Source organism: Limobrevibacterium gyesilva (assembly GCF_025989185.1).
Classification (GTDB): Bacteria; Pseudomonadota; Alphaproteobacteria; order Acetobacterales; family Acetobacteraceae; genus Limobrevibacterium; species Limobrevibacterium gyesilva.
The window spans coordinates 26,861-51,117 of record NZ_JAPDNT010000029.1 but is presented as its reverse complement, the minus strand read 5'-3'; the positions used below and the strand labels follow the sequence as shown (position 1 = coordinate 51,117).

General features: G+C 68.4%; 23 protein-coding genes. 10 read left to right on the top strand and 13 right to left on the bottom strand.

What is annotated here, in order from left to right:
• The 7 genes from OL599_RS21280 to OL599_RS21250 form a co-directional block, all read right to left on the bottom strand.
• A complete protein-coding gene (locus OL599_RS21280) occupies window positions 1-2,052 on the bottom strand; it encodes a hydantoinase/oxoprolinase family protein (protein ID WP_264716020.1) in 2,052 nt (683 codons plus the stop codon).
• Between the two features lies 1 nt (window position 2,053).
• Window positions 2,054-2,890 carry an ABC transporter permease gene (locus tag OL599_RS21275; protein ID WP_264716019.1) on the bottom strand — a complete coding sequence of 279 codons (837 nt, stop codon included), beginning with the start codon at window positions 2,888-2,890 and terminating at the stop codon, window positions 2,054-2,056.
• Entirely contained in the window at window positions 2,887-3,762 is an 876-nt protein-coding gene (locus tag OL599_RS21270; RefSeq protein ID WP_264716018.1) for an ABC transporter permease, read from the bottom strand. Before OL599_RS21270 ends, OL599_RS21275 begins: the two co-directional genes overlap by 4 nt.
• A complete protein-coding gene (locus OL599_RS21265) occupies window positions 3,759-4,832 on the bottom strand; it encodes an ABC transporter ATP-binding protein (RefSeq protein ID WP_264716017.1) in 1,074 nt (357 codons plus the stop codon). Before OL599_RS21265 ends, OL599_RS21270 begins: the two co-directional genes overlap by 4 nt.
• 19 nt (window positions 4,833-4,851) lie before the next feature.
• Window positions 4,852-5,892, bottom strand: a complete 1,041-nt coding sequence (locus tag OL599_RS21260; protein WP_264716016.1) for an ABC transporter substrate-binding protein — start codon at window positions 5,890-5,892, stop codon at window positions 4,852-4,854.
• Window positions 5,893-6,118: 226 nt separating this feature from the next.
• A complete protein-coding gene (locus OL599_RS21255; protein ID WP_264716014.1) occupies window positions 6,119-7,528 on the bottom strand; it encodes an amidohydrolase family protein in 1,410 nt (469 codons plus the stop codon).
• Window positions 7,529-7,571: 43 nt separating this feature from the next.
• Window positions 7,572-9,152, bottom strand: a complete 1,581-nt coding sequence (locus OL599_RS21250) for an ABC transporter substrate-binding protein (RefSeq protein WP_408886970.1) — start codon at window positions 9,150-9,152, stop codon at window positions 7,572-7,574.
• Window positions 9,153-9,402: 250 nt separating this feature from the next.
• Here OL599_RS21250 and OL599_RS21245 point away from each other — a divergent pair, with 250 nt between their 5' ends.
• Window positions 9,403-10,083 (top strand): helix-turn-helix domain-containing protein, encoded by a 681-nt coding sequence (locus tag OL599_RS21245; protein WP_264716012.1) that lies wholly within the window; start codon window positions 9,403-9,405, stop codon window positions 10,081-10,083.
• A gap of 41 nt (window positions 10,084-10,124) precedes the next feature.
• Here the strand turns inward: OL599_RS21245 and OL599_RS26175 are convergent, their stop codons facing one another.
• From OL599_RS26175 to trxB, 3 genes are all read right to left on the bottom strand, one after another.
• Entirely contained in the window at window positions 10,125-10,766 is a 642-nt protein-coding gene (locus OL599_RS26175) for a TerB N-terminal domain-containing protein (protein WP_408886969.1), read from the bottom strand.
• Window positions 10,767-11,033: 267 nt separating this feature from the next.
• Complete coding sequence (locus tag OL599_RS21235) at window positions 11,034-11,918, bottom strand: LysR family transcriptional regulator (protein WP_264716009.1); 885 nt, start codon at window positions 11,916-11,918, stop codon at window positions 11,034-11,036.
• Between the two features lie 205 nt (window positions 11,919-12,123).
• Window positions 12,124-13,092, bottom strand: a complete 969-nt coding sequence (gene trxB / locus OL599_RS21230) for a thioredoxin-disulfide reductase (RefSeq protein ID WP_264716008.1) — start codon at window positions 13,090-13,092, stop codon at window positions 12,124-12,126.
• Window positions 13,093-13,277: 185 nt separating this feature from the next.
• Between trxB and OL599_RS21225 the strand changes: the two genes are divergently transcribed.
• From OL599_RS21225 to motA, 7 genes are all read left to right on the top strand, one after another.
• Window positions 13,278-13,757, top strand: coding sequence for an Lrp/AsnC family transcriptional regulator (locus OL599_RS21225; RefSeq protein ID WP_264716007.1), 480 nt, complete (start codon window positions 13,278-13,280; stop codon window positions 13,755-13,757).
• Between the two features lie 47 nt (window positions 13,758-13,804).
• Window positions 13,805-15,205, top strand: coding sequence for a glycosyltransferase family 39 protein (locus tag OL599_RS21220; protein WP_264716005.1), 1,401 nt, complete (start codon window positions 13,805-13,807; stop codon window positions 15,203-15,205).
• Window positions 15,206-15,247: 42 nt separating this feature from the next.
• Complete coding sequence (locus OL599_RS21215) at window positions 15,248-16,222, top strand: threonine ammonia-lyase (protein ID WP_264716004.1); 975 nt, start codon at window positions 15,248-15,250, stop codon at window positions 16,220-16,222.
• Window positions 16,223-16,249: 27 nt separating this feature from the next.
• Window positions 16,250-17,023, top strand: a complete 774-nt coding sequence (locus OL599_RS21210; protein WP_264716003.1) for a class II aldolase/adducin family protein — start codon at window positions 16,250-16,252, stop codon at window positions 17,021-17,023.
• Between the two features lie 4 nt (window positions 17,024-17,027).
• The gene (locus OL599_RS21205; protein WP_264716002.1) at window positions 17,028-18,158 is read left to right on the top strand and encodes an aminotransferase class V-fold PLP-dependent enzyme; all 1,131 of its coding nucleotides are present in this window, start codon (window positions 17,028-17,030) and stop codon (window positions 18,156-18,158) included.
• A 94-nt stretch (window positions 18,159-18,252) separates the two neighbouring features.
• The gene (locus tag OL599_RS21200; RefSeq protein WP_264716001.1) at window positions 18,253-19,347 is read left to right on the top strand and encodes a flagellar motor protein MotB; all 1,095 of its coding nucleotides are present in this window, start codon (window positions 18,253-18,255) and stop codon (window positions 19,345-19,347) included.
• 28 nt (window positions 19,348-19,375) lie between these two features.
• Entirely contained in the window at window positions 19,376-20,242 is an 867-nt protein-coding gene (gene motA, locus OL599_RS21195; RefSeq protein ID WP_264716000.1) for a flagellar motor stator protein MotA, read from the top strand.
• Between the two features lie 10 nt (window positions 20,243-20,252).
• Here motA and OL599_RS21190 read toward each other — a convergent pair whose 3' ends face one another.
• The gene (locus tag OL599_RS21190) at window positions 20,253-20,819 is read right to left on the bottom strand and encodes a DNA-3-methyladenine glycosylase family protein (RefSeq protein WP_264715998.1); all 567 of its coding nucleotides are present in this window, start codon (window positions 20,817-20,819) and stop codon (window positions 20,253-20,255) included.
• Window positions 20,820-21,038: 219 nt separating this feature from the next.
• Here OL599_RS21190 and OL599_RS21185 point away from each other — a divergent pair, with 219 nt between their 5' ends.
• Window positions 21,039-21,785, top strand: coding sequence for a response regulator (locus tag OL599_RS21185; RefSeq protein WP_264715997.1), 747 nt, complete (start codon window positions 21,039-21,041; stop codon window positions 21,783-21,785).
• A 44-nt stretch (window positions 21,786-21,829) separates the two neighbouring features.
• Window positions 21,830-23,134, top strand: a complete 1,305-nt coding sequence (locus tag OL599_RS21180) for a sensor histidine kinase (protein ID WP_264715995.1) — start codon at window positions 21,830-21,832, stop codon at window positions 23,132-23,134.
• A 123-nt stretch (window positions 23,135-23,257) separates the two neighbouring features.
• On the opposite strand, the gene OL599_RS21175 is transcribed toward OL599_RS21180, so the two are convergent.
• Entirely contained in the window at window positions 23,258-23,554 is a 297-nt protein-coding gene (locus OL599_RS21175) for a hypothetical protein (RefSeq protein ID WP_264715993.1), read from the bottom strand.
• Window positions 23,551-24,201, bottom strand: a complete 651-nt coding sequence (locus OL599_RS21170) for an arylsulfatase (RefSeq protein WP_264715991.1) — start codon at window positions 24,199-24,201, stop codon at window positions 23,551-23,553. The genes OL599_RS21175 and OL599_RS21170 overlap by 4 nt, the downstream gene beginning before the upstream one ends.
• Window positions 24,202-24,257: the final 56 nt, after the last annotated feature.

Here is a 24,257-nt window from a genome sequence, read left to right as displayed (position 1 = left end):
TCAGTCCGCCTTCAGTACGAGATTGCCATGCGCATCGGCTTGGCACGACCAGCCAGGACCGACAACGGTGGTCGTGTCGAACTGGTGGATGACGGCGGGGCCGCGCACGGTTGTGCCGGGGGCGATGGCCGCGCGCGTGAGGATGGCGGTGTCGACCATGCCGCCGAGGTCGCGGAAGTAGCATCGCCGCATCGGGGCGGGTGCGGTCATGTGCGGGGCGGCCGGCACCGAGCGGCGCAGGTCGCGGTCGATGGCGTGGGTGTGGGTCATGCGCAGGTTGACGAATTCGGCCGCGCCGTGGTCGCTGACATGACCGTAGATGCGTTCGTGCAGTTGGTTGAAGGACGCAACCGTGGCGGCCACGGCGGCGGCGGTCACCGGGGCGGCGACCGGCACCTTCAATTCCCAGGACTGGCCTATGTGGCGCATGTCGGCGGAGCGGGCGGCGGTCACGTCGGCGGCGGCGACGCCGTCCTCGGCCATGCGTCGCGCGCCGGCGACATCCAGGCGGGCGAAGGCCGCCTCCAGCGCGGCCGGATCGACGGTGTCGGCGCGCGACTTCACGGTGACGGCTTCGTCGTACTCCAGCGCCGCCGTGCTCAGCCCGTAGGCGCACAGGGCGCCGGGGGCGAAGGGCACCAGTGCGGTGGCGATTTCGAGTTCGCGTGCCACCGCCCAGCCGCAGACCGGTCCGCCGCCGCCGAACAGCACGAGCGCGAATTCGCGCGGATCGAAGCCGCGGCGCAGCGAGACGAGGCGGATCTCGTCGGCCATGCGGGCATTGACGATGCGGTGGATGCCTTCAGCAGTCTCCAGCAGTGGCAGGCCGAGACGTTGCGCGAGGCGTTCGATTGCGCGATGGGCAGCGTCGGGGTCCACATCAATACTGCCGGCAAATTGTTCGGGCGAGAGGTACCCGAGCACGAGGCTTGCGTCGGTGACCGTCGGCTCGCTGCCGCCGCGGCCGTAACAGGCTGGGCCGGGCTCGGCGCCAGCGCTGCGCGGGCCGACGCGCAGTCCGCCGGCCTCGTCGAGCCAGGCGACGCTGCCGCCTCCGGCGCCAATGGTGTTGACGTCGACCATCAGAGTGCGCAGCGGATAATGCTCGATGCTGCCGTTCGCGGTGGTGATCGGCTTGCCCTCGGTAATCAGCGCGATGTCGGCGCTGGTGCCGCCCATGTCGAGCGTGATGCAGTCAGGAAAGCCCGCCTCGGTGGCGAGTCGCTGGGCGCCGACGACCCCCGCAGCCGGGCCCGAGAGCAGGGTGGTGAACGGGCGCGCTCCTGCCGCGCGCGTGGAGGCCAGGCTGCCGCGGGATTGCATGGTCAGCACGTCGCAGGCAATGCCGGCCGTTCGCAACGCGCCAGACAGGCGCTCGAGGTATCCGGTCATCACCGGGCGGAGATAGGCATCGAGCGCGGTCATGCAGGTGCGCTCATATTCGCGGAATACCGGATCAACCTCATGCGACAGCGAAACGGGCAAGCCGGGGTAGAGGGCGTGGATGATCTCGCGCGTGCGGCGCTCATGCGCGGAATTGACGTAGGAGAACAGGTAGCAGACGCCGATCGCCTCCACGCCCTCCTGCACCACCAGTTCGGTCACGGCGCGGCGCAGAGCGTCCTCGTCGAGCGGGATCAGCACCTCGCCGTCAGCGTCAAGGCGCTCGGGCACGGCACGGCGGCGACGACCGGGGGCGAGGAAGCCGGGCGTTTCCGGTTCGGGATCGAGCCGGTACATATTGCTGCGGAATCCGCGGCCGAGTTCCAGCGTATCCTCGAAGCCGTCGGTCATCAGCAGGCCGATGCGCGCGCCGCGTCGTTCCAGCACCGCGTTCGTGCCAACCGTGGTGCCGTGCAGCAGGCGGGTGACAGACGAGGGAGGCTGGCCGATCTCTTCGAGAATGCGTGTCACGCCGCGCACCACGCCAAGCACCGGGTCGGTGCGGGTGGACGGTTCCTTCGTCCAGGAGAGGCGGCGCGCGCCGGCCTGCTCGAAGATCGCGCAGATGTCCGTGAAGGTGCCGCCGATATCGACTGCGATGATGGTCACGTCATGCCTTCCGTCTTGGCCCGCCGCGGGACTGGATGATCTGGATGGCCGCCACCAGAAGGATGGTCAGCACCATCAGCAGGCTGGAGATGGCGGCAATGGTGGGGTCGACGCCGAACTGCAGCGAGAGGAACATCCGCCGCGGCAAAGTGGCGCCGGTGCCGGTGGCGATGAAGTAGGAGACGACGCCTTCGTCGAAGGAGAAGATGAAGGCGAGCAGCGCTGCCGCGATGACGGCGTAACGGATCTGCGGCAGCGTCACCAGCAGGAAAGCGCGCAGGCGCGTGCAGCCGAGGCTTTGAGCGGCGAGTTCCTGGCGAGGATCGTGCGACTTCATGCGCGCGAGCACGAGCAGCGTCACGTAGGGCAGGGTGAGAGCGACGTGACCGAGCACCAGGCCGGCCAGCGTGTTGTTCAGGCCGAGCGGCACATAGAGCAGATAGAGCCCGATGCCGATCAGCACCGCCGGCATCATCATCGGCACGCTGATTGCCGCGCCGATGGCACGCGCGGTGCGACGCTCGACGACGAGCACGCCATAGGCGGCGGCCACGCCGAGAGGGGTGGCGAGGAGCATGGTGAGCGTCGCCGCGCGCAGCGAGACCAGGGTGGCATCACGCCATTCGGGCGAGTCGAGATAGGCGATGTACCAGCGCAACGACCAGCTGCGCGGCGGAAATTCGAGGAAGCCGGCACCAGTGAACGACATCGGAATGATCAGCAGCGTCGGCGCGACAAGGAACACCAGTGCGAGGGCGGCGAAGGCGTAGAGCCAGAGGCGGCCGAGATGGGTGATCTGTGTGTCGGTGGCCGGCGCAAGCAGGAAGCGGGCGGTCATGGCGCGCGCATCAGGTCGAGCCGCAGGACGCGCATGGCGAAACCGAGCAGGATGGCGGTGGCCGCGAGCAGTCCGACGCCGAGCGCGGTGGCGACGCCGAAGCCGTCATAGGTCGCAATGGCAGTGGCGATCTGCTGGCCGATCATGGTGACGCGCCCGCCACCAAGCACGGTCGGCGTGATGAAGAAGCCCAGGCTGGTTACGAAGATCAGGAAGGTGCCGGCACTCAGCCCAGGCAAGGACAGCGGGAAATACACGCGCCAGAACGTTGCCACTGGCCCGGCGCCAAGGCTGGCGGCGGCACGCAGGAAGCCGTGATCGATTGCCCGCATGGTGGCGTAGAGCGGCAAGGCGAGCAACGGCACCATGACGTGGACCATGCCGATGACGGTGGCGGTGGTGTTGAACATCAGTTGCAGTGGCGCGTCGGTGATACCGAGCCAGACCAGCATCGTGTTGACGATGCCGCGTCGGCCCAGCAGGACCATCCAGGCATAGGTTCGCACCAGCACCGAAGTCATGTAGGGCAGCAGGATGCCGAGCATGCAGATGGTGGCAAGCGAAGGCGGCAATTGGGCGAGCAGGTAGGTGAGCGGATAGCCGATGACGACGGAAACGACCGTGACGAGCAGGCTGACTTTCAGCGTGGTGACGATGACGGAGAGGTTGGCGCCCTCGGTGGCGAGCACCAAATAATTGCCCAAGGTGAAGTGGCCCTGGACATCGAGAACCGAGAGATAGAGCACCCAGAGGATCGGCACCACGACGGCCGCGCCGATGACGGCGAGCGCGGGCAATGCGAGGCCCAGCATGCGCGCGCGCTCATGGCGCGCCTCGCGGGCATGGACGGCAGCGTTACGATCGTCGGTCATGCCGGCAACACCAGCGTGTCGCGGCGGTGCAGCGCGACCGTCACGGCTGCACCGGGGAATAACCCGGCATGCTGCGGTTCGTTGCGCGAAAGGTCGCGCACCGTCACCTCTCCGCCGTCGCCGAGCGCGACCTGGTAGAGCACCGTCTCGCCCTGAAAGACGATGCCGCGCAGCGTGCCCGGGAGATGGTTGATGTCGTCCGCATTGGCGCCTGGTGCGGCAAAGGTGAGCTTTTCAGGCCGCAGCACCAGCACCAAGGCGGCCGCATCGGGCACCGGGCCATCATGGCGTAGCGCCTGGCCCTGCAGCGCGACGCCAGCCCCCATGCGCGCGACGGGGAGCAGGGTCGACTCGCCGACGAAATCGGCAACGAAGGCGTCGGCCGGGCGCTCATACAGTTCGCGCGGCGCGGCGAATTGGCGCAGCCGGCCGCCGGCGATCACCGCCACCCGGTCGGACATCGTCAGTGCCTCACGCTGGTCGTGCGTGACGTAGATCGTCGTAAGGCCAAGCGCGTCGTGCAGGCGGCGGATCTCGACCTGCATCTGCTCGCGCAGCTTCTTGTCAAGCGCCGAGAGCGGCTCGTCCATCAGCAGGATATCCGGCTCGAAGACGATGGCGCGGGCGAGCGCCACGCGCTGCGACTGGCCGCCGGAAAGTTCATGCACCTGCCTGGCGCCGTAGCCACCGAGCCGCACGAGATCGAGTGCGGCAGCCACGCGACGCGCGATCTCGGGCGCCGGCAGACGGCGCAGGCGCAGCGGGAAGGCCACGTTTGCCGCCACGTCCATGTTCGGAAACAGGGCGTAGCTCTGGAAGACGACGCCGATGTTGCGCTTGTGCGGCGGCAGGCGCACCACCGCGCGACCGTCGAAGGTGATGTCCCCCGTCGTCGGCCGCACGAAGCCGCCGAGGATCATCAACAGCGTCGTCTTGCCCGAGCCTGATGGCCCGAGGAGGGTGACGAACTCCCCGGGCCGGATGGACAGGCTCATGTCATCCAGGGCCACGACGCGGCCGTAGGATTTCGAGACATGCGCGATCTCGACGGCAACGCCGCGCGTGCTCATTTCGGCCACGGACACCCGGTCATTCCTTCATCATCGCATCCCAGCGCGACTGCACCGGCACGCGGTTGTCGGCCCACCAATGCGGATCGAGCACGACTTGCATCTTGAAGTTGGCGGGATAGGAATTGAGCTTGACCGCAACCTCCGGCTTGATCAGGCCGGTCGCGTAGACCTTGGGGCTCATAGGACCGTAGACGAAATAATTCGTCAGATTGGCCTGCAGTTCCGGGTCGAGCATCTCATTGAGGAACTTCATCGCCGTCGCCTTGTTCGGAGCGCCCTTCACGATGGCGCTGCAGGCGGCGTTGATGATGCCCTGGTTGAAAGTGAAGTCCCATTTTGCGCCCTTGGCGATGGCATCGATGATGCGCCCGTCGAGCACCGGAACAACATCCACCTCGCCGGCATTGATCAGATCCACCGCCTGGCCGAATGAGGTGTACCAGACCGCCACATCCTTGCGGAAGGCGCGGATCTTGGCGAAGGCGCGGTCGATGTCGATCGGGTAGACCTTGTCCTTGGCGACGCCGTCAGCGAGCAGGGCAGCTTCGAGCATGAAGCGTGGCGCGTTGTAAGCGGCGCGGGCGCCGGGGAATTTCTTCGTGTCGAAATAATCGGCCCAGCTCTGCGGACCGCCGTTCTTGAACTTCTCCTTGCTCCAGGTGAGTACGAAGCTCGCCCACACCGTTCCGGGGACATAGTTCGGGCCGCGCAACTCGGGTGGAAAATCGGCGGCGTTGGTGACCACGCTGTAGTCCACCGGCTCGAACAGGCCTTCCTTCGCCGCCGCGAGGCATTCGCCGATGCCGAGTGCCACCACATCCCAGGTCGGCTTGCCGCTCTGCACCTGCAAGCGGATGTCGGCGATGGTCTGCAGCGAGTCCTCGCGCAGCGTGACGCCGAGCTTCTTGGCAATCGGCTGGAACAGGGCTTTCGATTCAGCAGCCTGCCAGGTCCCGCCATAGTCCACGACGGTGACGGTGGGCTGGGCGAGGCCCGGGGTTGCAAGTGCGGCGCAGGCAAGCAATGCGGCGGCGAGCGGGAGCATGGTTTTGCGCATCTTGCACCTCTGGGTCATGATGATTGCGGATCAGCGAAGCAGATCGGGAACGTGGCGTATTCGGCGCGGACACCGGCGTCGTTCCAGCGCGGCGCGCTGCCCAGATCCATCCTTCCGCCGGCACGTGGTGCGGTGAGCGGCAGCGTGAGCACCGCCGCCGTGAACCGTTCGCAGCAGCCCGGGCAACTGCCCGATCCGGATCTATCCGGATACATTTGCGCGGGTCTCAACACGCGCGCTGCGACCGCACCGGCCAGGTGCTGGCGGGCGCCAACCCGACCGCGGCGGCCAGGCGAGTCACGCGCTGGCGCGCCCGATCGTAGACGGCCGCTTCATCGAGCACCGTCGAACAGCCGTGCCGCAATACGATGCGTCCGTCCACGAGGACCGTGTCTATGCTTCGGCTGCGGCTGGCCAGCAGGATGTTCTGCAGCGGTGACCAGCCCGGTTGCGCCGACGCGTCCGCCATCGTGCGGATGACGATATCGGCGCGCTTGCCTGGCTCCAGTGAGCCGATCCGGTCTGCCATCCCGACCGCCCGCGCGCCGCGCAGCGTCGCCATCTCGAAGATGTCCTCGATGCCCAGCGGCGCGCTGTCGCCATGATCGCGGCTGAGCAGATACGCCGCCAGGGGCCCGGTATCATGGCCGAATTTCGGCACGTCCACGCCCAGCGCCACGGGGACGCCGGCGCGATGGAAATCCGCGTGCGGCCGGCGCCTTCCGGTGCCGCCGAACCCCCAGTTCATGGACGCCGCCGCACACCAGATCACAGACATTCCGCTGTCGAGCACCACCGGCGCTTCGTCGTCACGGATCAGGTTCATGTGGGTGAACGAACAGTGCGGCCCGAGCGCACCCAATTCGGCGAGGTGCAGCAAGGGATGCGTGCCGCCGACCATGGCCTCCTGCGCCTGCACCTCGGAGACCCTGGTATTCTGGTGCTGGGTGAAGACGGCTCCCTCCTCCTTTGCCAGCGCGGAGGCGGACCGGGTGAGTTCATCAGAAGCCGAGCCGCTGCCGAACAGGCCGACATGGCCGCGCACCAGTGCCGTGTCGTCGCGGTTGCGCCACAGCTCCTGGCCAAGCGTGCGCAGGCAGCGTGCGGTGTCCGGCAGCACGCGGCGCATGCGTGACAGCGTGTCGTTATAGCCGGCATCCGACAGGAACGGCTCGCATAGCGAGGCACGGATGCCCACAGCCTCAGCGGACGCGGCCACCGCGGCGGTGGCGAACACAGTGCCGGGCTCCATGAAGCAGGTGACGCCGCTGCGCAGCATTTCCAGGCCGGCGCACAAGCCTGCGGCGTGCTCGTCCTCCTCATCCATCCGATCGTACCACAGCGCGTAGGAAGCGAAGTAGTTCGAGCTCACCGCCGCCTCGGGGAAGACACCGCGGGTGAGATGGTTGGGGACGTGGTAATGAGCGTCGATGAAGCCGGGATGCACAGGTGCGCCGCCCGCATCGAGAACGCTGGGTGCGCGCCAGTGCGACAGGATCTCGGTTGTCGGGCCAACAGCGACGATCGCTGTGCCGGCGACGGCGACGGCGCCTTGCTGCCAGACGGTACGCTCGGGGTCCATCGTGACCACCAGCCCGTTCCGAATGATCAGGTCACAATCTCGCGGTTCGGCCATCAGTACCCCCGTTGCAGCCCGGCTGCACAACACGCACGCGCAATCAGGCCCGCTTCACATTCCAGGAAATCACATAGCCGCCGTTGAGCATTCCGGTGAGATCGGTCTTGTAGGCTGTTGGGATCAGGATCTGACCGAGCGGATAATATGGCACCTCCCGAAACACCTCCGCCTGGATCTCGCGCGCGATCTTCTGCTGGCCGGCAAGGTCGGGTGCATCCAGCCAGGCATCGCGCAACCGCTCCAGCGCCGGCATGGTCGGCCAGCCGAACCAGCCGGCCGTACCATTGCCGCGCACCAACGGGTCGGTTGCTGGGTTGAACAGATCCATGCCGGCGAAGCTGGTGAAGAAGATGTTCCAGCCGCCCTGATCCGGCCGGTCCTTCTTGGCGCGACGCGTCACCAGCGTACCCCAGTCGGATGCCTGCAGTTCGACGTTCATACCGATTTTTTTCAGCATGTCGGCGGCGACATTGGCGAACGCATTGTTGAGCGTGGCATCGGTTGCCTGCAGCATCACCACTTTCTCGCCCTTATAGCCGGCGGCCTGCAGATCGCGCCGGGCGCGGTCGTAGTCGCGCGGACCGGTCAGCAGGTCCATGCCAACGTCGCTGTCCATCGGCGTGCCGGGACAGAACACACCGACGGGCACCCGGGTCAGCAACGGATCCGCGCCGCCGCCAGCGACGCTGAAGTCCTTCTGATCGATGACGCTCCACAGGGCGCGCCGGATGGCCGGGTTGTCGAAGGGTGGATGCAGGAAATTCGGTCGCATCAGGCCGATATTGCCCGTGCGGTCCTGGATCTCCACCTTCAGGCCCTTGTTGCTCCGCAACAACGGCAGCAGGTCCGGGCTGGTCTGTTCCCACCAGTCGACCTCGCCTTTCAGCAGCGCATTGGCCGCCGTCGCCGCGTCGTTGATGACGTGCCATTCGACGCGGTCGAAATGCACTATCTTCGGCCCGGAGGTGAAACTCGGCACACCCTGATCGCGCGGCACATAGTCGGTGTTGCGTTCGTAGACGATCCGCGATCCCGAAAGGAGTTCACTCGCCTTGAAGCGGAATGGGCCGCTGCCGACCATTTCCGTCACCGCGGTGAACGGGTCGGTTTTCGCCAGACGCTCCGGCATGATGGCGCAGATGTTGCTGCTGGGTTTGCCGAGCGCACCCGGCAGCAACGCGAAAGGCTTCTTCAGGCGGAACACAATGGTGCGATCATCGGCCGCGGACAGTTCGTCGGTCAGCGCCATCAACGTCTGGCCCAGGCTGTCGCGCTTGCCCCAGCGATTGATGCTGGCGACGCAGTCGCGCGCCAGCACCGGCGTCCCGTCGTGGAAATTCAGGCCCGGCCGCAGCGTCAGGCGCCAGGTCTTGCCGGCGTCTTCGACGGTGTGGCCGGCAACCATCTGCGGCCAGATCCTGTAGTGCTCATCCATGCCGTACAGCGTGTCAAAGACCATCATCCCGTGATTGCGGGTGGCATAGGACGAGGTCCAGACAGGATCGAACACCGTCAGATCGATCTGCGGGATCATCTTGAGCACCCGCGTGGCTTCGGCTGCGACGATATGCGGGGCGGCCAGCGCCGCGGCTCCCGCCCCCAGGAACGTCCGCCTTCCGATCATGAAGTGCCTCCCTTTTCGCTGCCGGTTACCGTCCGGTCTTCGCGCAGCCAAAGCTATCAGGAGCAATTATGATTGGGAAGAATAAAATTTTCCAGAGATGAATAATCTGGTGGACAGCAGCCCGCTCGCTCCGCACATTCAGAGGCGGTACGAAATGGCACCGGCATCGTCGGGGTTGGCTGTGCGACGATGATTGTCGCCAGTGTGATTGACCGGCACAATGGGAAGCTTCTGGAGCATCGAGTCCATGGCATCTGCTGCCAAGCAAAGGAAGATAAGGACCATAGCGAAGGAGGCTGCGGCGCCCCGCCCGCCGACGTGGCACGATGAGCTCGTCGGCGTGCAGGAGAACGGTCTCGAAATCGCGATCGGCCAGTCCGTTCGCGAGATCCGCCGTCAGCTCGACCTGACGGTGACCGAGCTCGGTAAGCTGGCAGGAATCTCGCCCGGCATGCTGTCGAAGATCGAGAACGGCGCCACATCGGCATCGTTGGCGACCTTGCAGTCGCTGTCGAAAGCGCTGAACGTGCCGATGACCTCGTTCTTCCGCAAATACGAGGAAACGCGGGAGGCGTCGTTCGTGCCGGCGGGCAGCGGCGAGACGATCGAGCGGCGCGGCAGCCGGGCGGGGCATGAGTATCGACTGCTCGGGCATCTCCGGCGCAAATCGCTGCACGTCGAACCGTATCTGATTACGCTCACCGAAAAATCCGAGAACTTTCCGATCTTCCAGCATCCCGGCATCGAATTCCTTTACATGCTGGAGGGGGAGGTGGACTACCGTCACGGCAAACGGCTGTATTCGCTCCGGCCCGGCGACAGCCTGATGTTCGATTCCGACGCACCGCATGGACCCGAGGTGTTGCGCAGCCTGCCGGCGAAATACATCTCGATCGTTTTTCACGTACCGGATCAGCCGGGCGGTTGAGTCTGGCGGCGCTATTCTGCAACTCCTCCAATGCGTCGCCGTCACCTCGTCGAGCACCAGCATTGAAGCGACTTCCGCCGCCAGCTTTCGAAGGGACGGGCAAGATCCCGCAACGCAGATTGGATGATCGGGCAAGCGACCAGTGTCCTGGATCGGAAGTTCGCATAGGTGGCGAACTTCCGATCCAGGACACTGGAATTGCTGCGTCGGACGCAATTTCCCGGGAGATGCACCGACGACAACAGCCGCACGCTACGACGGAAATTGGGGGACGCGTGCCGCTGGCGGCGGCAGGACGGCGTCAGCCTGGGCTCCGGTTCGGGCACACCGGGCATGCCGCCCACGAGACGTGCGGCGGCCAGGAATGTCGTCGCGTAGCTGCGGAATGATGCATGTGCGCTGCACAGCCCGAGGAGCCGCTCGACCTCGGCGATGAGGGCTGGTGCCTCGGATGCGGCGCGATCGACGAACAGCCTTCGCTCAAGTCCGTTGAAGAAAATGAGCACGTAGCCGATGTCGATGCCCGGACCGCGTCTTCCTTCGGCGAGCCAATCAAGGAAGCTGCGCCGCTGGGCGGGTGCTAGACCGGCGTAGGAAGGCCAGTAGCCGGTTGGTCCGGACGCAAGCCCCAGCTTGCCAACATCTGGAAAAAAGAAAGCCCCGCGGCTTTCACCGCGGGGCAAGGGTACAGGGAGGCTTCACGTCTGGGAGACGAAGGGATCAATGACCCCTTTTCCCGCCACGAGGACGGGAAGGCTGGCGGCGCAACTTCCTTCGAAGCAGCGCCGCCGTATTCGGTGACCCAGATCTATGGTGCGATGCGGCGGTCAACCATAGTCAATTGGCCAATTCCGCCATGCCGTTTGCGCATGTCACGCCATCGCCTTGATTTCGCACGATTTACAGCCGTAGTACGTTAAGAAACCCGTGCCGAAATCGGCCCGCCGGAGTCAGTTCCTCTGGGCCAGCTTCGCCAGCAGGAAATCCCGGAACACCGCGACGCGCTTGGAGTTGCGCAGCTCCTCCGGGTAGACGAAATAGACATCCACCTTCGGCGCCTTGAGGTCTTGCAGGATCTGCACGAGCCCGTCGCTCTCGGCGTGCATGTAGTCCGGTATGGCCGCGATCCCCAGGCCCGAGTTCACCGCCAGCACCATCGCCTGCAGGCTGTTCACCTCCAGCAGGCCGCGGCGCGGGTTGCCGGGGCGGCGCCCGACATCCGCGAGCCAGTTCACGTCGTGCACGGGCGGACGGTAGTCGCCGAACAGGATCAGCTGATGGCTGTCGAGATCCTCGACCTTGGTCGGCGTGCCGTGGCGCTTGAGGTACTCGGGCGAGGCGCAGACATGCCACTCGATCGACATCAGATGGCGCTGCACCAGGTCGGGCTGCTTGGGCGGATGCATGCGGATGGCGACGTCGGCCTCGCGCATCGCGAGATCGAGGTCGGTGTCATCGAGCAGCAACTGCATGGTCACGTCCGGATACTGCTCCAGGAACGCGTGCAGCCGCGGGGCCAGCCAGGACGCCCCGAATCCCACCGTGGTCGTCACCTTCAGGCGTCCGGCAGGCTTTTCCTTGCTCTCCGTCAGTAGCGCCTCGGTCATCGCCAGCTTGGCGAAGACCTCGCGCACCGTGCGGTTCAGGCTCTCGCCCTGCTCGGTCAGGATCAGCCCGCGGGCGTGGCGGTGGAACAGCGGCACCTGCAGCGCCTCTTCCAGCGCCGAGATCTGGCGTGAGACCGCGGATTGGCTCAGATTCAGCGTGTCGCCGGCATGCGTGAAGCTGCCAGCCTCGGCCACCGCGTGGAACACGCGCAGCTTGTCCCAATCCATCTTTTCGCCATCCCTTGCCGCCCCGGTCCAGGCCGGGCCGACCTTGCGTGAAACTTCCCGATTGAACCGCCCGGATCTCGCTGTCCGGGTCGGACTTCCAAACTAGGGCGCTCTCCTGCCGGAAGGGCGCCCCCCGAATCGCGCGCAGAGCAACCGCACACGCTCATGGATCATCTACAGCGATTCCATACAAGCGCGATCCGCCCTATTCCGCTGCCAGCGCCGGCTCGCCGGCCTGCGCCGCCAGCCACTTTTCGACTTCCAGCGCTGCCATGCAACCAGTTCCCGCGGCGGTGACCGCCTGCCGCCAAACCTTGTCCTGCACGTCGCCAGCCGCGAACACCCCGGGCACCGAGGTCCGGGTGCTGCCGGGGGCGGTGACGATGTAGCCCTCGTCGTCCAGCGCCACGTGGCCCTTGAACACCGCGGTGGTGGGCGTGTGGCCGATGGCGACGAACACGCCGTCCACGTCCAGGCGGGTCTCGGCCCCGCTGCGCAGATGGCGCAGGCGCACGCCGTTCACTGTTGCCGGCTGCCCGCCGCCGGTGATCTCCTCGACCACGCTGTCCCAGATCACCGAGATCTTCGGGTTGGCGAACAGGCGCTGCTGCAGGATCTTCTCCGCCCGCAGGCTGTCGCGGCGATGGATCAGGGTGACGTGCGACGCGTGGTGGGTGAGGTAGAGCGCGTCCTCCACGGCGGTGTTGCCGCCGCCGATGACGGCCACGCGCTTGCCGCGGAAGAAGAACCCGTCGCAGGTCGCGCAGGCGGAGACGCCGGCGCCCTGGAGCCGCTGCTCCGACTCGATGCCGAGCCAGCGCGCCTGGGCGCCGGTGGCGATGATGACGGAGTCGGCCATGTACACGTCGCCCGAGTCGGCCGTGCAGCGGAACGGCCGGCGGGAGAAATCGACCTCGGTGATCAGGTCGTAGACAATCCGCGTGCCGACATGCTCGGCCTGCTTCGCCATCTGCTCCATCAGCCAGGGGCCCTGGATGGTCTCGGCGAAACCGGGGTAATTCTCGACATCGGTGGTGATCGTCAGCTGTCCGCCCGGCTGCAAACCGGCCACCAGCACGGGGTCCAGGCTCGCGCGGGCGGCATAGATCGCGGCGGTGTAGCCGGCGGGTCCGGCGCCGATGATCAGGACGCTTGTATGGTGGGTGGCGGGCATGCAGAAGGGATCCGGCGTTCGTGGTGGCCGAACATATCGGTTGTGCGTGTGCGAGGACAAGGAACCATCCGCGTAACGCCCTTGCGGGCCCGCATCCGTGCAATAATATTTCGTGCAACCGCGTATGACAGCAACACGCCGCCACGGGCGCGCTCCCAGGTGGCCTCACGATGATTGACGACTGCATGAAGCCCCAACCCACCGACTCCCAGCTTCTCGACGCCATCGACCGGCGCATCCTGGCCGAACTGCAGGCCGACGGCCGCATGACCAACGTCGAGCTGGCGCGCCGGGCCGGCATCTCGGCGCCGCCTTGCCTGCGCCGCGTGCGCCGGTTGGAGGAGGCCGGGATCATCCGCGGCTACCATGCCGACAGCGACCCCCAGCGGCTGGGCTGGGAGATCACCTTCTTCGCGATCGTCGGCCTGGAGAGCCAGAAGGAGACGGTGCTGTCCGCCTTCGAGAGCCAGGTGGCCGACTGGCCGGAGGTGAGGGAGTGCCACATGATCCGCGGCGGCGGCGACTTCCTGCTGAAACTGGTGGCGCGCGACACCGCGCATGAGAACCAGCTGACCCAGAAACTCACCGGCGCCCCCAACGTCTCACGCGTGCAGACGCTGCAGACGATCCGCACCAGCCGCAGCCTGGCGGGCGTCCCGCTCTGATCTGGGCCTGGCTGGGGCTGGCCGCGCTGACCCTGGCGCGGCTGGCGGTGGCGGCGGCCACGCCGCTGGCGCCGGACGAGGCCTATTACTGGGTCTGGTCGCGCGCGCTGGCGGCCGGCTACCTCGATCATCCGCCGATGGTGGCGCTGTGGATCCGTGCCGGCACATGGATCGCCGGGGACACGGCGCTGGGGGTACGGCTGCTGGGCCCGCTCTCGGCCGCCCTCGGGTCGCTGCTGCTGGTCCGCGCCGGGGAGGACCTGCTGCCGGGGCGGCGGGCCGGGATCACGGCGGCCGCGCTGATGAACGCCACGCTGCTGTTCGGCGTCGGCGCCGTGACCATGACGCCGGACACGCCGCTGCTGTTCTTCTGGACCGCGGCGCTGTGGGCGCTGGCACGGCTGGTCGCCACCGGTCGCGGCGGCTGGTGGCTGGTGGCCGGCGTGGCGGCGGGCCTGGCGCTCGCCAGCAAATACACCGCCGTCCTGCTGGTGCCGGCGGTGCTCGTCTGGCTGCTCGCGGCGCCGGCGATGCGCCCCTGGCTGCGCCGGCCGCATCCCTGGGCGGCCGGGGTCCTCGTCTTCCTGCTGTTCCTGCCGGTGCTGGCCTGGAACGCGGCGCATGGCTGGGCCAGCTTCGCCAAGCAGGGCGGCCGCGCCGGCGACTGGAACCCGTCGCGCGCCGCGCAGTTCCTGGGCGAACTGCTGGCCGGGCAGGTCGGGCTGGCGACGCCGGTGATCGCGCTGTTGTGCGGCGCCGGCATCGTCCTGGCGGCGCGCCGGGCCCTGTCGCGCGATCCCGCCTGGACGCTGCTGGCGGCGCTGACGCTGCTGCCCACGGCCGTATTCGCCCAGCACGCGCTGGGCGACCGGGTGCAGGCGAACTGGCCGTCGGTGCTCTATCCCGCCGCCGCCATCGCCGCCGCCGGGCTGTCCGGCCGCTGGGTGCGGCTGGTGGGGCCGGGCATTGCGCTTGGCTTGGCCTTGACCCTGCTGGTCTGGGTGCAGGGGGCGCTGGCCCCGCTGGCGCTGCCGATGCGGCTCGACCCGACGCTGCTGCGCCTCGGCGGCTGGGATAGCCTCGCCGCCGAGGTCGCCGCGATCGGCCGGCGCGAGGGTGCGGCCTATGTCGCATCCGACAATTACGGCCACGCCGCCCTGCTGGCCCGCCTGCTGCCGCCCGATGTGCCGGTCTACGGCGTGGAGCCCCGCTGGGACCTGTTCAACCTGCCGGACGCACGGCCGCTGATCGCCGGGCGCGTCGGCCTGCTGCTGCGCAGCGCGCGGCGCGACGACGCGCCGGATCCGTCCGACTGGGCCGAGATCGCCCGTCTCGGGGTGGTCGAGCGCGCGCGTGGCGGGATGGCCGCCGAGGGTTTCCGGGTCTATCGTGTGCTTGGTCGGGACGGCGAAGAACCGATCGCCGTAATGCCGCGCCCCGGCCGCTGACCGGGATTGCCCGCTGAACTGGATTGATCGAGGAGACGTTCCATGCGCCTGCCGACCCACGACGACGTGCAAGCGGCCCGCGCCCGCATTTCCGCGCATATCGTGCGCACGCCGCTGCTGCGCCATCCGCTGCTCGACCAGCTCACCGGCGGCACCATCCTGATCAAGGCGGAGCCGCTGCAGCGCACCGGCAGCTTCAAGCTGCGCGGCGCTACCAACGCCATCCTGCAGTTGAACGAGGCGCAGCGCCGCGCCGGGGTCGTTACCCATTCCTCCGGCAACCACGGCCAGGCCACGGCCTGCGCGGCCGCTTCCGTCGGCGCGCAGGCGACGATCTTCATGCCGGCCGACGCGCCGCGCATCAAGGTCGAGAGCACGCGCCGCTGGGGCGCCGAGATCATCCATTACGACCGCGCCATCGATGACCGCGAGGCGCTGACCCGCGCGCATGCCGAACGCACCGGCGCGGTGCTGGTGCCGCCCTTCGACCATGCCGACGTCATCGCCGGCCAGGGCACGCTGGCGCTGGAACTCGCCGAGGACGTGAAGGCCGCGGGCCTGGCCATGGATGCCCTGCTGGTCTGCACCGGCGGCGGCGGCCTGATCGCCGGCTGCGCGCTCGGGATCGAGGGCGTGTCGCCGGCAACACGGGTCTATGCGGTGGAGCCCGACGGCTGGGACGACACCGCCCGGTCGCTCGCCACCGGCGAGCGCCTGGCCAATGCCCCCGGCGGCTCCACTCTGTGCGACGCGCTGCTGTCCAGGCAGCCCGGCGAGATCACTTTCGCGCTCAACCGCGAGCGCCTGGCCGGCGGGCTGGTGGTGACGGACGCCGAGGTGCTGGCGGCCATCGCGTTCGCGTTCAGCCACCTCAAGCTGGTGGTGGAGCCCGGCGGGGCCGTGTGTCTGGCCGCGCTGTTGGCCGGCAAGTTCGACGCCAAGGGCAAGGTGGTGGGCGCCGTGGTCAGTGGCGGCAATGTCGATCCCGCGGTGTTCGGACGCGCCCTGGCCGCCTGAGACGACAACAAACGGGAGGGAACTGCGATGCCGGACACACATGTCACCGACAACGTCCGTGCCCGCGTGTCCGAGGCCGAGTGGCAGGCGCGGCTGGATTGCGCCGCCTGCTACCGGCTGCTGCCTATCTTCGGCATGAGCGACCTCGTCTACAACCACGTCACCACCCGCATCCCCGGCGACGGCGAGCGCTTCCTGATCAACCCGTTCGGCTGGATGTACGAGGAGATCACCGCGTCCTCGCTGATCACCATCGACCTCGCGGGCAACACCGTCTTCAACCCGCACCAGGGCATCGGCATCAACTACGCGGGCTATGTCATCCACAGCGCCGTGCACGGGGCGCGGCCGGACGTGGGCTGCGTGATCCACACCCATACGCGTGCGGGCATGGCGGTCTCGGCCATGCAATGCGGTCTGCTGCCGCTGACCCAGACGGCGATGCGCTGCATGCCCGTCGCCTGCCATGCATACGAGGGTCCGGCAGTCGAACTGGACGAGCGGGCGCGGCTGGTCGGCGATCTTGGGGCGGCGAATTTCATGATCCTGCGCAACCACGGCCTGCTGACCTGCGGCCCCAGCACCGCCGAGGCGTTCAACTCCATGTACTGGCTGGAGATGGCCTGCCGCGCCCAGGTGGACGCCATGGCCGCGCGCACCGAGCTGACCATGCCGGGCGCCGACGTGGTGGAACGCTCCATCCATCTGTACGACCCGAGGACGCGCCGCCCCTTCGGCCTGCTGGAGTGGCCTGCCATGCTGCGCCTGCTGGACCGGCGCGACCCGAGCTGGCGGAGTTGAGGCGATGGACGCGCCCGTGACCCTCCGGCCGTTGTTCGACCCCGCCGACTTCCGCATTCCCGCCGGCGTCGCGCATGTGTGCGCCGGCGGCGAGCCGCCCTTCCTGCTGCGGCACGACGCGGCGCTGCGGCAATACGCCATCGACAAGAGCAGCGGCATGCCCGGCCGCACCGCCATGGAGGCGCAGGTCGAGCGGGCGCGCGCCGGCATCGCGCGGATGTGGGGCGCCGATGCCGGCGAGATCGGCTTCGTCAGCAGCGTCGCCGACGGCATCTCGATGGTGGCCGAGAGCATCGCCTGGCGGCCGGGCGACAATGTCGTGGTCGATACACACGAATACCCCTCGGTCGTGGCCCCGTTCGCGCTGCAGCGCCGCCCGCCGATTGGCGTGCGGGTGGCGCGCGGCAATGCGCCGGATCGGCTTGTGTCTCTTGTCGACGCGCGCACCCGGGTGATCGGGGTCAGCCACGTTTCCTACCTCACCGGCGAGCGGTTCGACCTCGACGCGCTGCGCCGCCTGGCCGACTCGGTGGGCGCGCTGCTGGTGGTCGATTTCACCCAGGTGGCCGGCTGGCTGCCGTTCCAGGCATCGGTGGCCGATTTCGGCTTCTCCGCCTGCTACAAATGGTTGCTGGGCATGACCGGGGTTGCCGCCGCCTACTGGAACCGGCAGCGCCAGCCGGACTGGTCGCCGACCACCGCGGGCTGGCACTCGATCCTGCCCGCCGCACGGCCGGACTATACGGCGCCCTTGGGCGTGCTGCCCGATGCGCTGCGCTTCACCCGCGGCAACCCGGCGCACGGGCCGGTCTATGTGCTGGCGGAAGCGCTCGATTACCTGGCGCAGTACGACCGCGAAGCGTTGCGGCGCCACGTGTCGGCGCTGACCGCCGATCTGCTGGCGCGGCTGGCCGCCGTCGGAATCCCGTCCACCACGCCCATGGACCCCGATCGGCACGGCGCCAATGTCTGCCTGGACAGCAGCCGGGCCCAGGATATCACCGACGCGCTGTACGAGCGCGGCATTTACGCCTGGAACGGGCACGGCCGCGTGCGCTTCAGCTTCCACGGCTACAATGCCGCCGGCGACGTGGACCGCATCATGGACGCCCTGCGCGACCTCTGGCGCCCCTGACCCGCGGATCGGCCCGGCCCGGTTAGGCGCGGATTAAACAACGCGCCGCATCCTTCCCGCGTCCTGCGCGATGGCAGGCGGATGCGGGGGCCGGATGAGCAGGAAAGGCAAGCAGGGCGAACGCGGCGGCGTGGTCATCCGCAAGGAGGAGATCGTCGAGGGCGACCATCACGGTGGCGCCTGGAAGGTCGCCTACGCCGATTTCGTGACCGCCATGATGGCGTTCTTCCTGCTGATGTGGCTGCTGAATGCCACGACGGAGGACCAGCGCCGCGGCCTCGCCGATTATTTCACCCCATCGAACGCGATCAGCCATGCCTCCTCGGGCTCCGGCAAGCCGTTCGGCGGCCACACGCGTTATGACCACGGCGAACTGGTGTCGGAGCGTGGCACCCAGACGGTGCGGCCGGGCCTGGCGCCGTCGGTGCCCGACAGCGACGATCCCGACAGCGATCAGCCCCCGGATGCGCTGCACCCCGCGACTCCGCCTCCGACGGCCGGCGAGGCCGACCGGGAGGCCACCGCCGTCGGCAATGCCGACGCGGAGGTGCATCAGGAAGGGGCAAAGGCGCCGGGCGGCGGCCAGGGAACGATCCAGGCGCAGAGCCCGTCGCAGGCCGCCTTCCTCGCCAATGCCGGGCAGGCGAAGCAGGCCGATCCGCATGCGCTCGACGACGCGGCCCTGCGCGCCGAGCTCGACCGGCGCGAGCGGGCGGCGTTCGAGCAGGCGGCACAGCAGATCCGCGACGCCGTGCGCGACGATCCGCAGCTGGCGGACCTCGCTCGCCAGCTCGCCATCGACCAGACTCCCGAGGGCCTGCGCATCCAGCTTCTGGACGAGGACCGCCAGCCGATGTTCGCCACCGGATCGGCGGTGCTGAACGAGCGCGCAAGGATGCTGCTGCACAAGATCGGGCCGGTGCTGGCGAAGCTGTCCGAGCCGGTCTCCATCGCCGGCCACACCGACGCCGCGCCCTACAAGGGCGAAGGCAAGACCAACTGGGAACTGTCCAGCGAGCGCGCCAACGCCACCCGCCGCCTGCTGGTGGAGGCCGGGTTGCAGGAAGGCCGCCTGCGCAGCGTCACCGGCAACGCCGACCGCGATCCGCTGCTGCCGGCCGACCCGCTCGCCGCGGCCAACCGCCGGATCGCCATCGTGGTGCTGCGCAGCGTGCGGGTGGGCGGATGAACGTGCCGGCGACGATCGGCGGCCCCGCATGATCACTCTCGGCGGCCTGGTGTTCGTGCTGGCCTGCGTGTTCGGCAGCTACATGGTGTCGGGCGGCAGCATGGGGCCGTTGCTGCATGCCATTCCGCACGAGATGCTCACCATCGGCGGGGCTGCGATCGGCACCTTCGTGATGTCCAACAGCATGCACGACGTGAAGCACACACTGGGCGGCGTGGCGAAGGCATTGAAGGGCGCGTCGTACAACCAGGCGGATTATGTGGAACTGCTGAGCCTGCTGTATTTCTTCGTCCGGCTGGCCAGCACCAAGGGCTCGATGGCGCTGGAGCCGCATATCGAGAAGCCCGAGGAAAGCGCGGCCTTCCAGAAGTTCCCGAAGATCCTCGGCAACCATCACGCCTGCGCGATGATCTGCGACTACCTGCGCATGGTCGGCATGAACGCCGACGACCCGAACCAGATCGAGGACGTGATGGCGCGGGAGCTGAAGAAGACGTTGCACGAGGAACTGCACCCCGCGCACGCGCTGCAGACCATGGCCGACGGCCTGCCGGCGCTGGGGATCGTGGCGGCGGTGCTGGGCGTGATCAAGACGATGTCGCACATCAACGAGCCGCCGGCGGTGCTGGGGGCAATGATCGGTGGCGCGCTGGTGGGCACGTTCCTGGGCATCCTGCTGGCCTATGGCGTTGCCGGTCCTTTCGCCAGCCGCCTGAAGGGGGTGGTGGAGGAGGAGAGCAAGTTCTTCGAGGTGATCCGCGCCGTGCTGGTCGCGCATCTGCACGGCAACGCCCCGCAGGTGAGCGTGGAAACCGGCCGCAAGATGGCCCCGAACCGGCACATGCCGAGCTTCCAGGAGCTGGAGTCCGCGGTGCAGAACCTCCAAATTGCCTAGAAGACGGCCATCAGACGGCCGGCAGGTCGTCCATGGCGGGGCGGCCGGTGACATGACGCCAGTGGTGCCAGAGCAGCCGTGCGGCCAGCGCCCGGTGCGGCCGCCACCGCTCGGCCAGCGCCCGCAGCGCCGCCGGGGCGGGGCGGGCGGGCAACCCCTTCAGATGCGCGGCCGACGCCGCCAGCGCCACATCGCCCGCCGGGAATACGTCGGGCCGCTGCAGCGCGAACAGCAGGTAGACCTCGGCGGTCCAGGGCCCCATGCCGCGCACCGCGGCGATGGCGGCGATCGCCGCCGTGTCGTCCATCCCGGCCAACCGGCCCGCATCCAGCCGGCCGTCGGCGAAGGCCTCTGCCAGCGCGCGCGCATGCGCCATCTTGGGCCGGGACAGCCCAGCGGCGCGCAACGCATCATCGTCCAGCGCCAGCAGGCCGGCAGGATCGAGCGCGCCGGGCAGGGCGGCCAGCCGCTTCCAGATGGCGGCCGCCGCCTGGTTGCTGATCTGCTGGCCCATGATCGCCTGCAGCAGGCCGGGGAAGCCATCCGGGCGGCGGCGCCAGGGGAGGGGGCCCGCCACGGCCTCGATTCCCGCGAGATCGGGGTCGTCGGCGGTCAGGACAGCAAGGCCGGCCCGTGCGGCCGGAGGGGGATGAGGAAAGGTCACACCGTCACTTAGAGCATCTTCCGGCGCGGTGGAATCAGCGCGGCGTTTCCCGGCCATCGCTGCGCGGGCTATGATGGCTGGGTGAAATGCAACGGATTGCAACCGCCGCTCCGCAAGCCTGCGGAGTCGGCTATGGTCGGGATCATGGAGACAACGTCCAACACTCAGCTTCCGCACATCCTCGTGATCGATGATGACCGTGAGATCCGCGATCTCATCGCCATGTTCCTGGAGCGCCAGCGGTTTCGCGTCAGCGCGGTCCGCGATGCCCGGGAGGCGCGGCGCATCTGGCCCAATGGGAACTTCCAGATGGTGGTGCTCGACCTGATGCTGCCCGGTGAGAGCGGCCTGGATTTCGCGCGCTGGCTGCGTAGCCAGTCCAACGTGCCGATCGTCATGCTCACGGCCATGGGCGAGGAGACCGACCGCATCATCGGCCTGGAGCTGGGTGCGGACGACTACCTGCCCAAGCCGTTCAACCCGCGTGAGCTGCTGGCCCGCATCCGCGCCGTGTTGCGCCGGGTCAGCGAGCCGGTCGACCGGCGCACGGAGCAGGCGCCGCGGGCCATCCAGTTCAGCGACTGGACCCTGGAGCCCACCCGCCGCCGCCTGCTGAACCCGGAGGGGGTGGAGGTGCCGCTGACCGGCGGCGAATACGACCTGCTGGCCGCACTGATCGACCGGGCCAACCGCGTGCTGACCCGCGACATGCTGCTGGACCTGCTGCGCGGCCGCCAGGCCGGGCCCTTCGACCGCGCCATCGACGTCGCCATCAGCCGCCTGCGCCGCAAGCTTGAGGACAACGGCCGCAATGCCCAGTTGATCAAGACCGTGCGCGGCGGGGGTTACGTGCTGGCGGCGGAGGTCAAGCGTCTGTGATCCTCCGGCTCTGGCCGCGAAGTCTCGCGGCCAGGACCGCACTGGTGCTGGTGACCGCGCTGGTCGTGGTGCAGATCGCCGGCCTGACCATCCACGCGCTTGATCGCGAGGACCTGCAGCGAATGGCGCAGGCGCGCGACATCGCCGTGCGCAGCATGAGCCTTTATCGCAGCATCGCGTTGGTGCCCGAGGACCGGCGTGACTCCGTCGTGCAGGAACTGGATCTGCCGGACGGCCCGTTCGTCTCGCTGGCCGTCAACCCGCCCGGCGACGAGCTGGCGCCCGCCCCCATGTCGCTGCGGCGCCAGCTGCTTGCGGACATGCAGCTGGTACCGATCCCCCTGCGGGAGCGGCCGCTCGACGTGGTGGTCCTGGGCGGGCCCGAGGTGGGGCAGCTGGTGGTGGGGTTCCGCTTCCCGAGTTCGCAATGGCTCAGGCTGGTGGTTCCCATGCCGCCGCCGCGCCCCTGGGATTCGACGAGCTTCCTCAGCGCATTCACGCTGATGTCGGTGACGGCGGCGGTGCTGATCCTGTGGGCGGTGCGGCGCCTGACGCTGCCGGTGACGACCCTGGCCGCCGCGGCCGAGGCCTTGGGCCGGGACGTCAACGCGCCGCCGCTGCCGGAAACCGGCCCGGCCGAGGTCGCCACCGCCGCCGCCGCGTTCAACACCATGGCCGAGCGTATCCGCCGCTTCGTGCAGGATCGCACGTTCATGCTGACGGCCATCGGCCACGACCTGCGCACGCCGATCACCCGCATGCGGTTGCGCGCCGAGTTCGTCGAGGACGAGGAACAGCGCCGCAAGATGCTGGCCGACCTGGCCGAGCTGGAGGCGATGGTGTCGGCAACGCTGGCGTTCGGCCGGGACGCGGCGGTCGAGGAGCCGGTATCGGCCGTGGATCTGGCCGAGCTTGTGCGCACGATCCTCGACGAGGCCGCCGACGCCAATCCCGCCCTCGATCCGCTGCTGATAAGCTACCAGGGCCCCGACCACCTGCCGGTACGGGTGCGCCCCGTGGTGCTGAAACGGGCCCTGACCAACCTCGTCGCCAACGCCATCAACTACGGCGGCAGCGCCCGGGCCACGCTGCATCCCCCTGCCGACCGGCCGGGCGGGCCGGCGGTCGTTCTGCATATCGACGACGACGGGCCGGGCATTCCCGACGACGCGCTGGAACGCGTGTTCCAGCCGTTCCACCGGCTGGAGGCGAGCCGCAACCGCGAGACCGGCGGCATCGGCCTGGGATTGTCGATCGCGCGCAACATCCTGCGCGCGCATGGCGGCGACGTGACGCTCACGAGCCACCCCCAAGGCGGCGCCCGCGCGAGCGTGACCCTTCCGGTCTAGTGTCCTGCCCCCGAAGTTCGCCGCATCTTGCGGCGGACGCAGGGGCCAGCAGGCCACTGAAAACAAAGGGCTCGTGTCCTGCCCCCGAAGTTCGCCACCTATGCGAACCTCAGATTCAGGACATCAGCGCAGGAGCGCGTCCACCAGGCTTGCCCATTCCTGCTCCAGCGTGCCGGCGGCGACCGGTCGGCCGGCGCGGGCGTACCAGTAGCGGGCATTGGGCAGGTCGCCCTCCTTGCGGTGCAGATAGGCATGCACCGCCGCCCCCTCGGCGTCGTCCTGGTCCTGCGCGCAGGCATGGGCACGGTTCCAGTCGCCGCGCGCATCCCACCACAGCCCCTGCAGCGCCAGACTCAGACCTTCGGGCGGCGCCGCCTGCACCAGCGAGTGGCGGAACGCGGCGATGTCCATGGCGCTCATGCCGCCAGCAGCCGGCGCAGCTTGCGCACCGCGCTGTCGGGCGTGGTCAACACCGGCCGGCCTGTCGCCTGTGCCACCAGCGGGGCGGCGCGGGCGAGGCTGAACTGCGTCAGCGCGATCACGTCGCAGTCCTGCACGGACGTCGCGGCCGCCGCCGCGGCCTGGTCGTGCCTGGTTGCATCACCACGGTCCAGCGCCGCAAGAGCACCCTCCACCAGGCATGGCACCAGGGTGGCCTGCGGCGCCACCGCCGCGAATTCGGGCGGCATGGAGGCGAGGGTGGGCGCGAATGTCGCCATCAACCCGATCCGCGCCCGGGCGCCGCCGGCCTCCAGCGCCTCCTCGATCATCGCCTCGTTCGGCTTCAGCACCGGCAGCGGCGCCAGCGCCTCGGCGCAGGCCTCGATGCACGGGCCGAACGCCGAGCAGGTGAACAGGATGCCGTCCGCCCCACATCCCACCGCATAGCGCGACAGCGCGAGGAAGCGTTCGGTCATGGCCGGGGTCAATGCGCCCGCGCGCGCCAGGTCGGCCGACAGGCTGTCATCGAGCAGATTGGCCAGCATTGCGTCGGGCCAGAGCCGCGCGAACGCCGCCTCGATCGGCGCGACCGAGTGTTTCAGGGCATGGATCAGGGCTATGCGCATGGGCATCCGGCTTTCTTGACTGCATTCCAACCTGAGACAGCATAGTCCAGCCGATT

Coding starts and splice junctions, on each gene's coding strand:
- trxB (WP_264716008.1), bottom strand. CDS start 13,092: ATGCCCGCCACCCACCATACAAGCGTCCTGATCATCGGCGCCGGACCC.
- OL599_RS21210 (WP_264716003.1), top strand. CDS start 16,250: ATGCCGGACACACATGTCACCGACAACGTCCGTGCCCGCGTGTCCGAG.
- OL599_RS21275 (WP_264716019.1), bottom strand. CDS start 2,890: ATGACCGCCCGCTTCCTGCTTGCGCCGGCCACCGACACACAGATCACC.
- OL599_RS21185 (WP_264715997.1), top strand. CDS start 21,039: ATGGTCGGGATCATGGAGACAACGTCCAACACTCAGCTTCCGCACATC.
- OL599_RS21215 (WP_264716004.1), top strand. CDS start 15,248: ATGCGCCTGCCGACCCACGACGACGTGCAAGCGGCCCGCGCCCGCATT.
- OL599_RS21235 (WP_264716009.1), bottom strand. CDS start 11,918: ATGGATTGGGACAAGCTGCGCGTGTTCCACGCGGTGGCCGAGGCTGGC.
- OL599_RS21205 (WP_264716002.1), top strand. CDS start 17,028: ATGGACGCGCCCGTGACCCTCCGGCCGTTGTTCGACCCCGCCGACTTC.
- OL599_RS21255 (WP_264716014.1), bottom strand. CDS start 7,528: ATGGCCGAACCGCGAGATTGTGACCTGATCATTCGGAACGGGCTGGTG.
- OL599_RS21260 (WP_264716016.1), bottom strand. CDS start 5,892: ATGCGCAAAACCATGCTCCCGCTCGCCGCCGCATTGCTTGCCTGCGCC.
- OL599_RS21270 (WP_264716018.1), bottom strand. CDS start 3,762: ATGACCGACGATCGTAACGCTGCCGTCCATGCCCGCGAGGCGCGCCAT.
- OL599_RS21175 (WP_264715993.1), bottom strand. CDS start 23,554: ATGAGCGCCATGGACATCGCCGCGTTCCGCCACTCGCTGGTGCAGGCG.
- OL599_RS21200 (WP_264716001.1), top strand. CDS start 18,253: ATGAGCAGGAAAGGCAAGCAGGGCGAACGCGGCGGCGTGGTCATCCGC.
- motA (WP_264716000.1), top strand. CDS start 19,376: ATGATCACTCTCGGCGGCCTGGTGTTCGTGCTGGCCTGCGTGTTCGGC.
- OL599_RS21265 (WP_264716017.1), bottom strand. CDS start 4,832: ATGAGCACGCGCGGCGTTGCCGTCGAGATCGCGCATGTCTCGAAATCC.
- OL599_RS21170 (WP_264715991.1), bottom strand. CDS start 24,201: ATGCGCATAGCCCTGATCCATGCCCTGAAACACTCGGTCGCGCCGATC.
- OL599_RS21245 (WP_264716012.1), top strand. CDS start 9,403: ATGGCATCTGCTGCCAAGCAAAGGAAGATAAGGACCATAGCGAAGGAG.
- OL599_RS21225 (WP_264716007.1), top strand. CDS start 13,278: ATGAAGCCCCAACCCACCGACTCCCAGCTTCTCGACGCCATCGACCGG.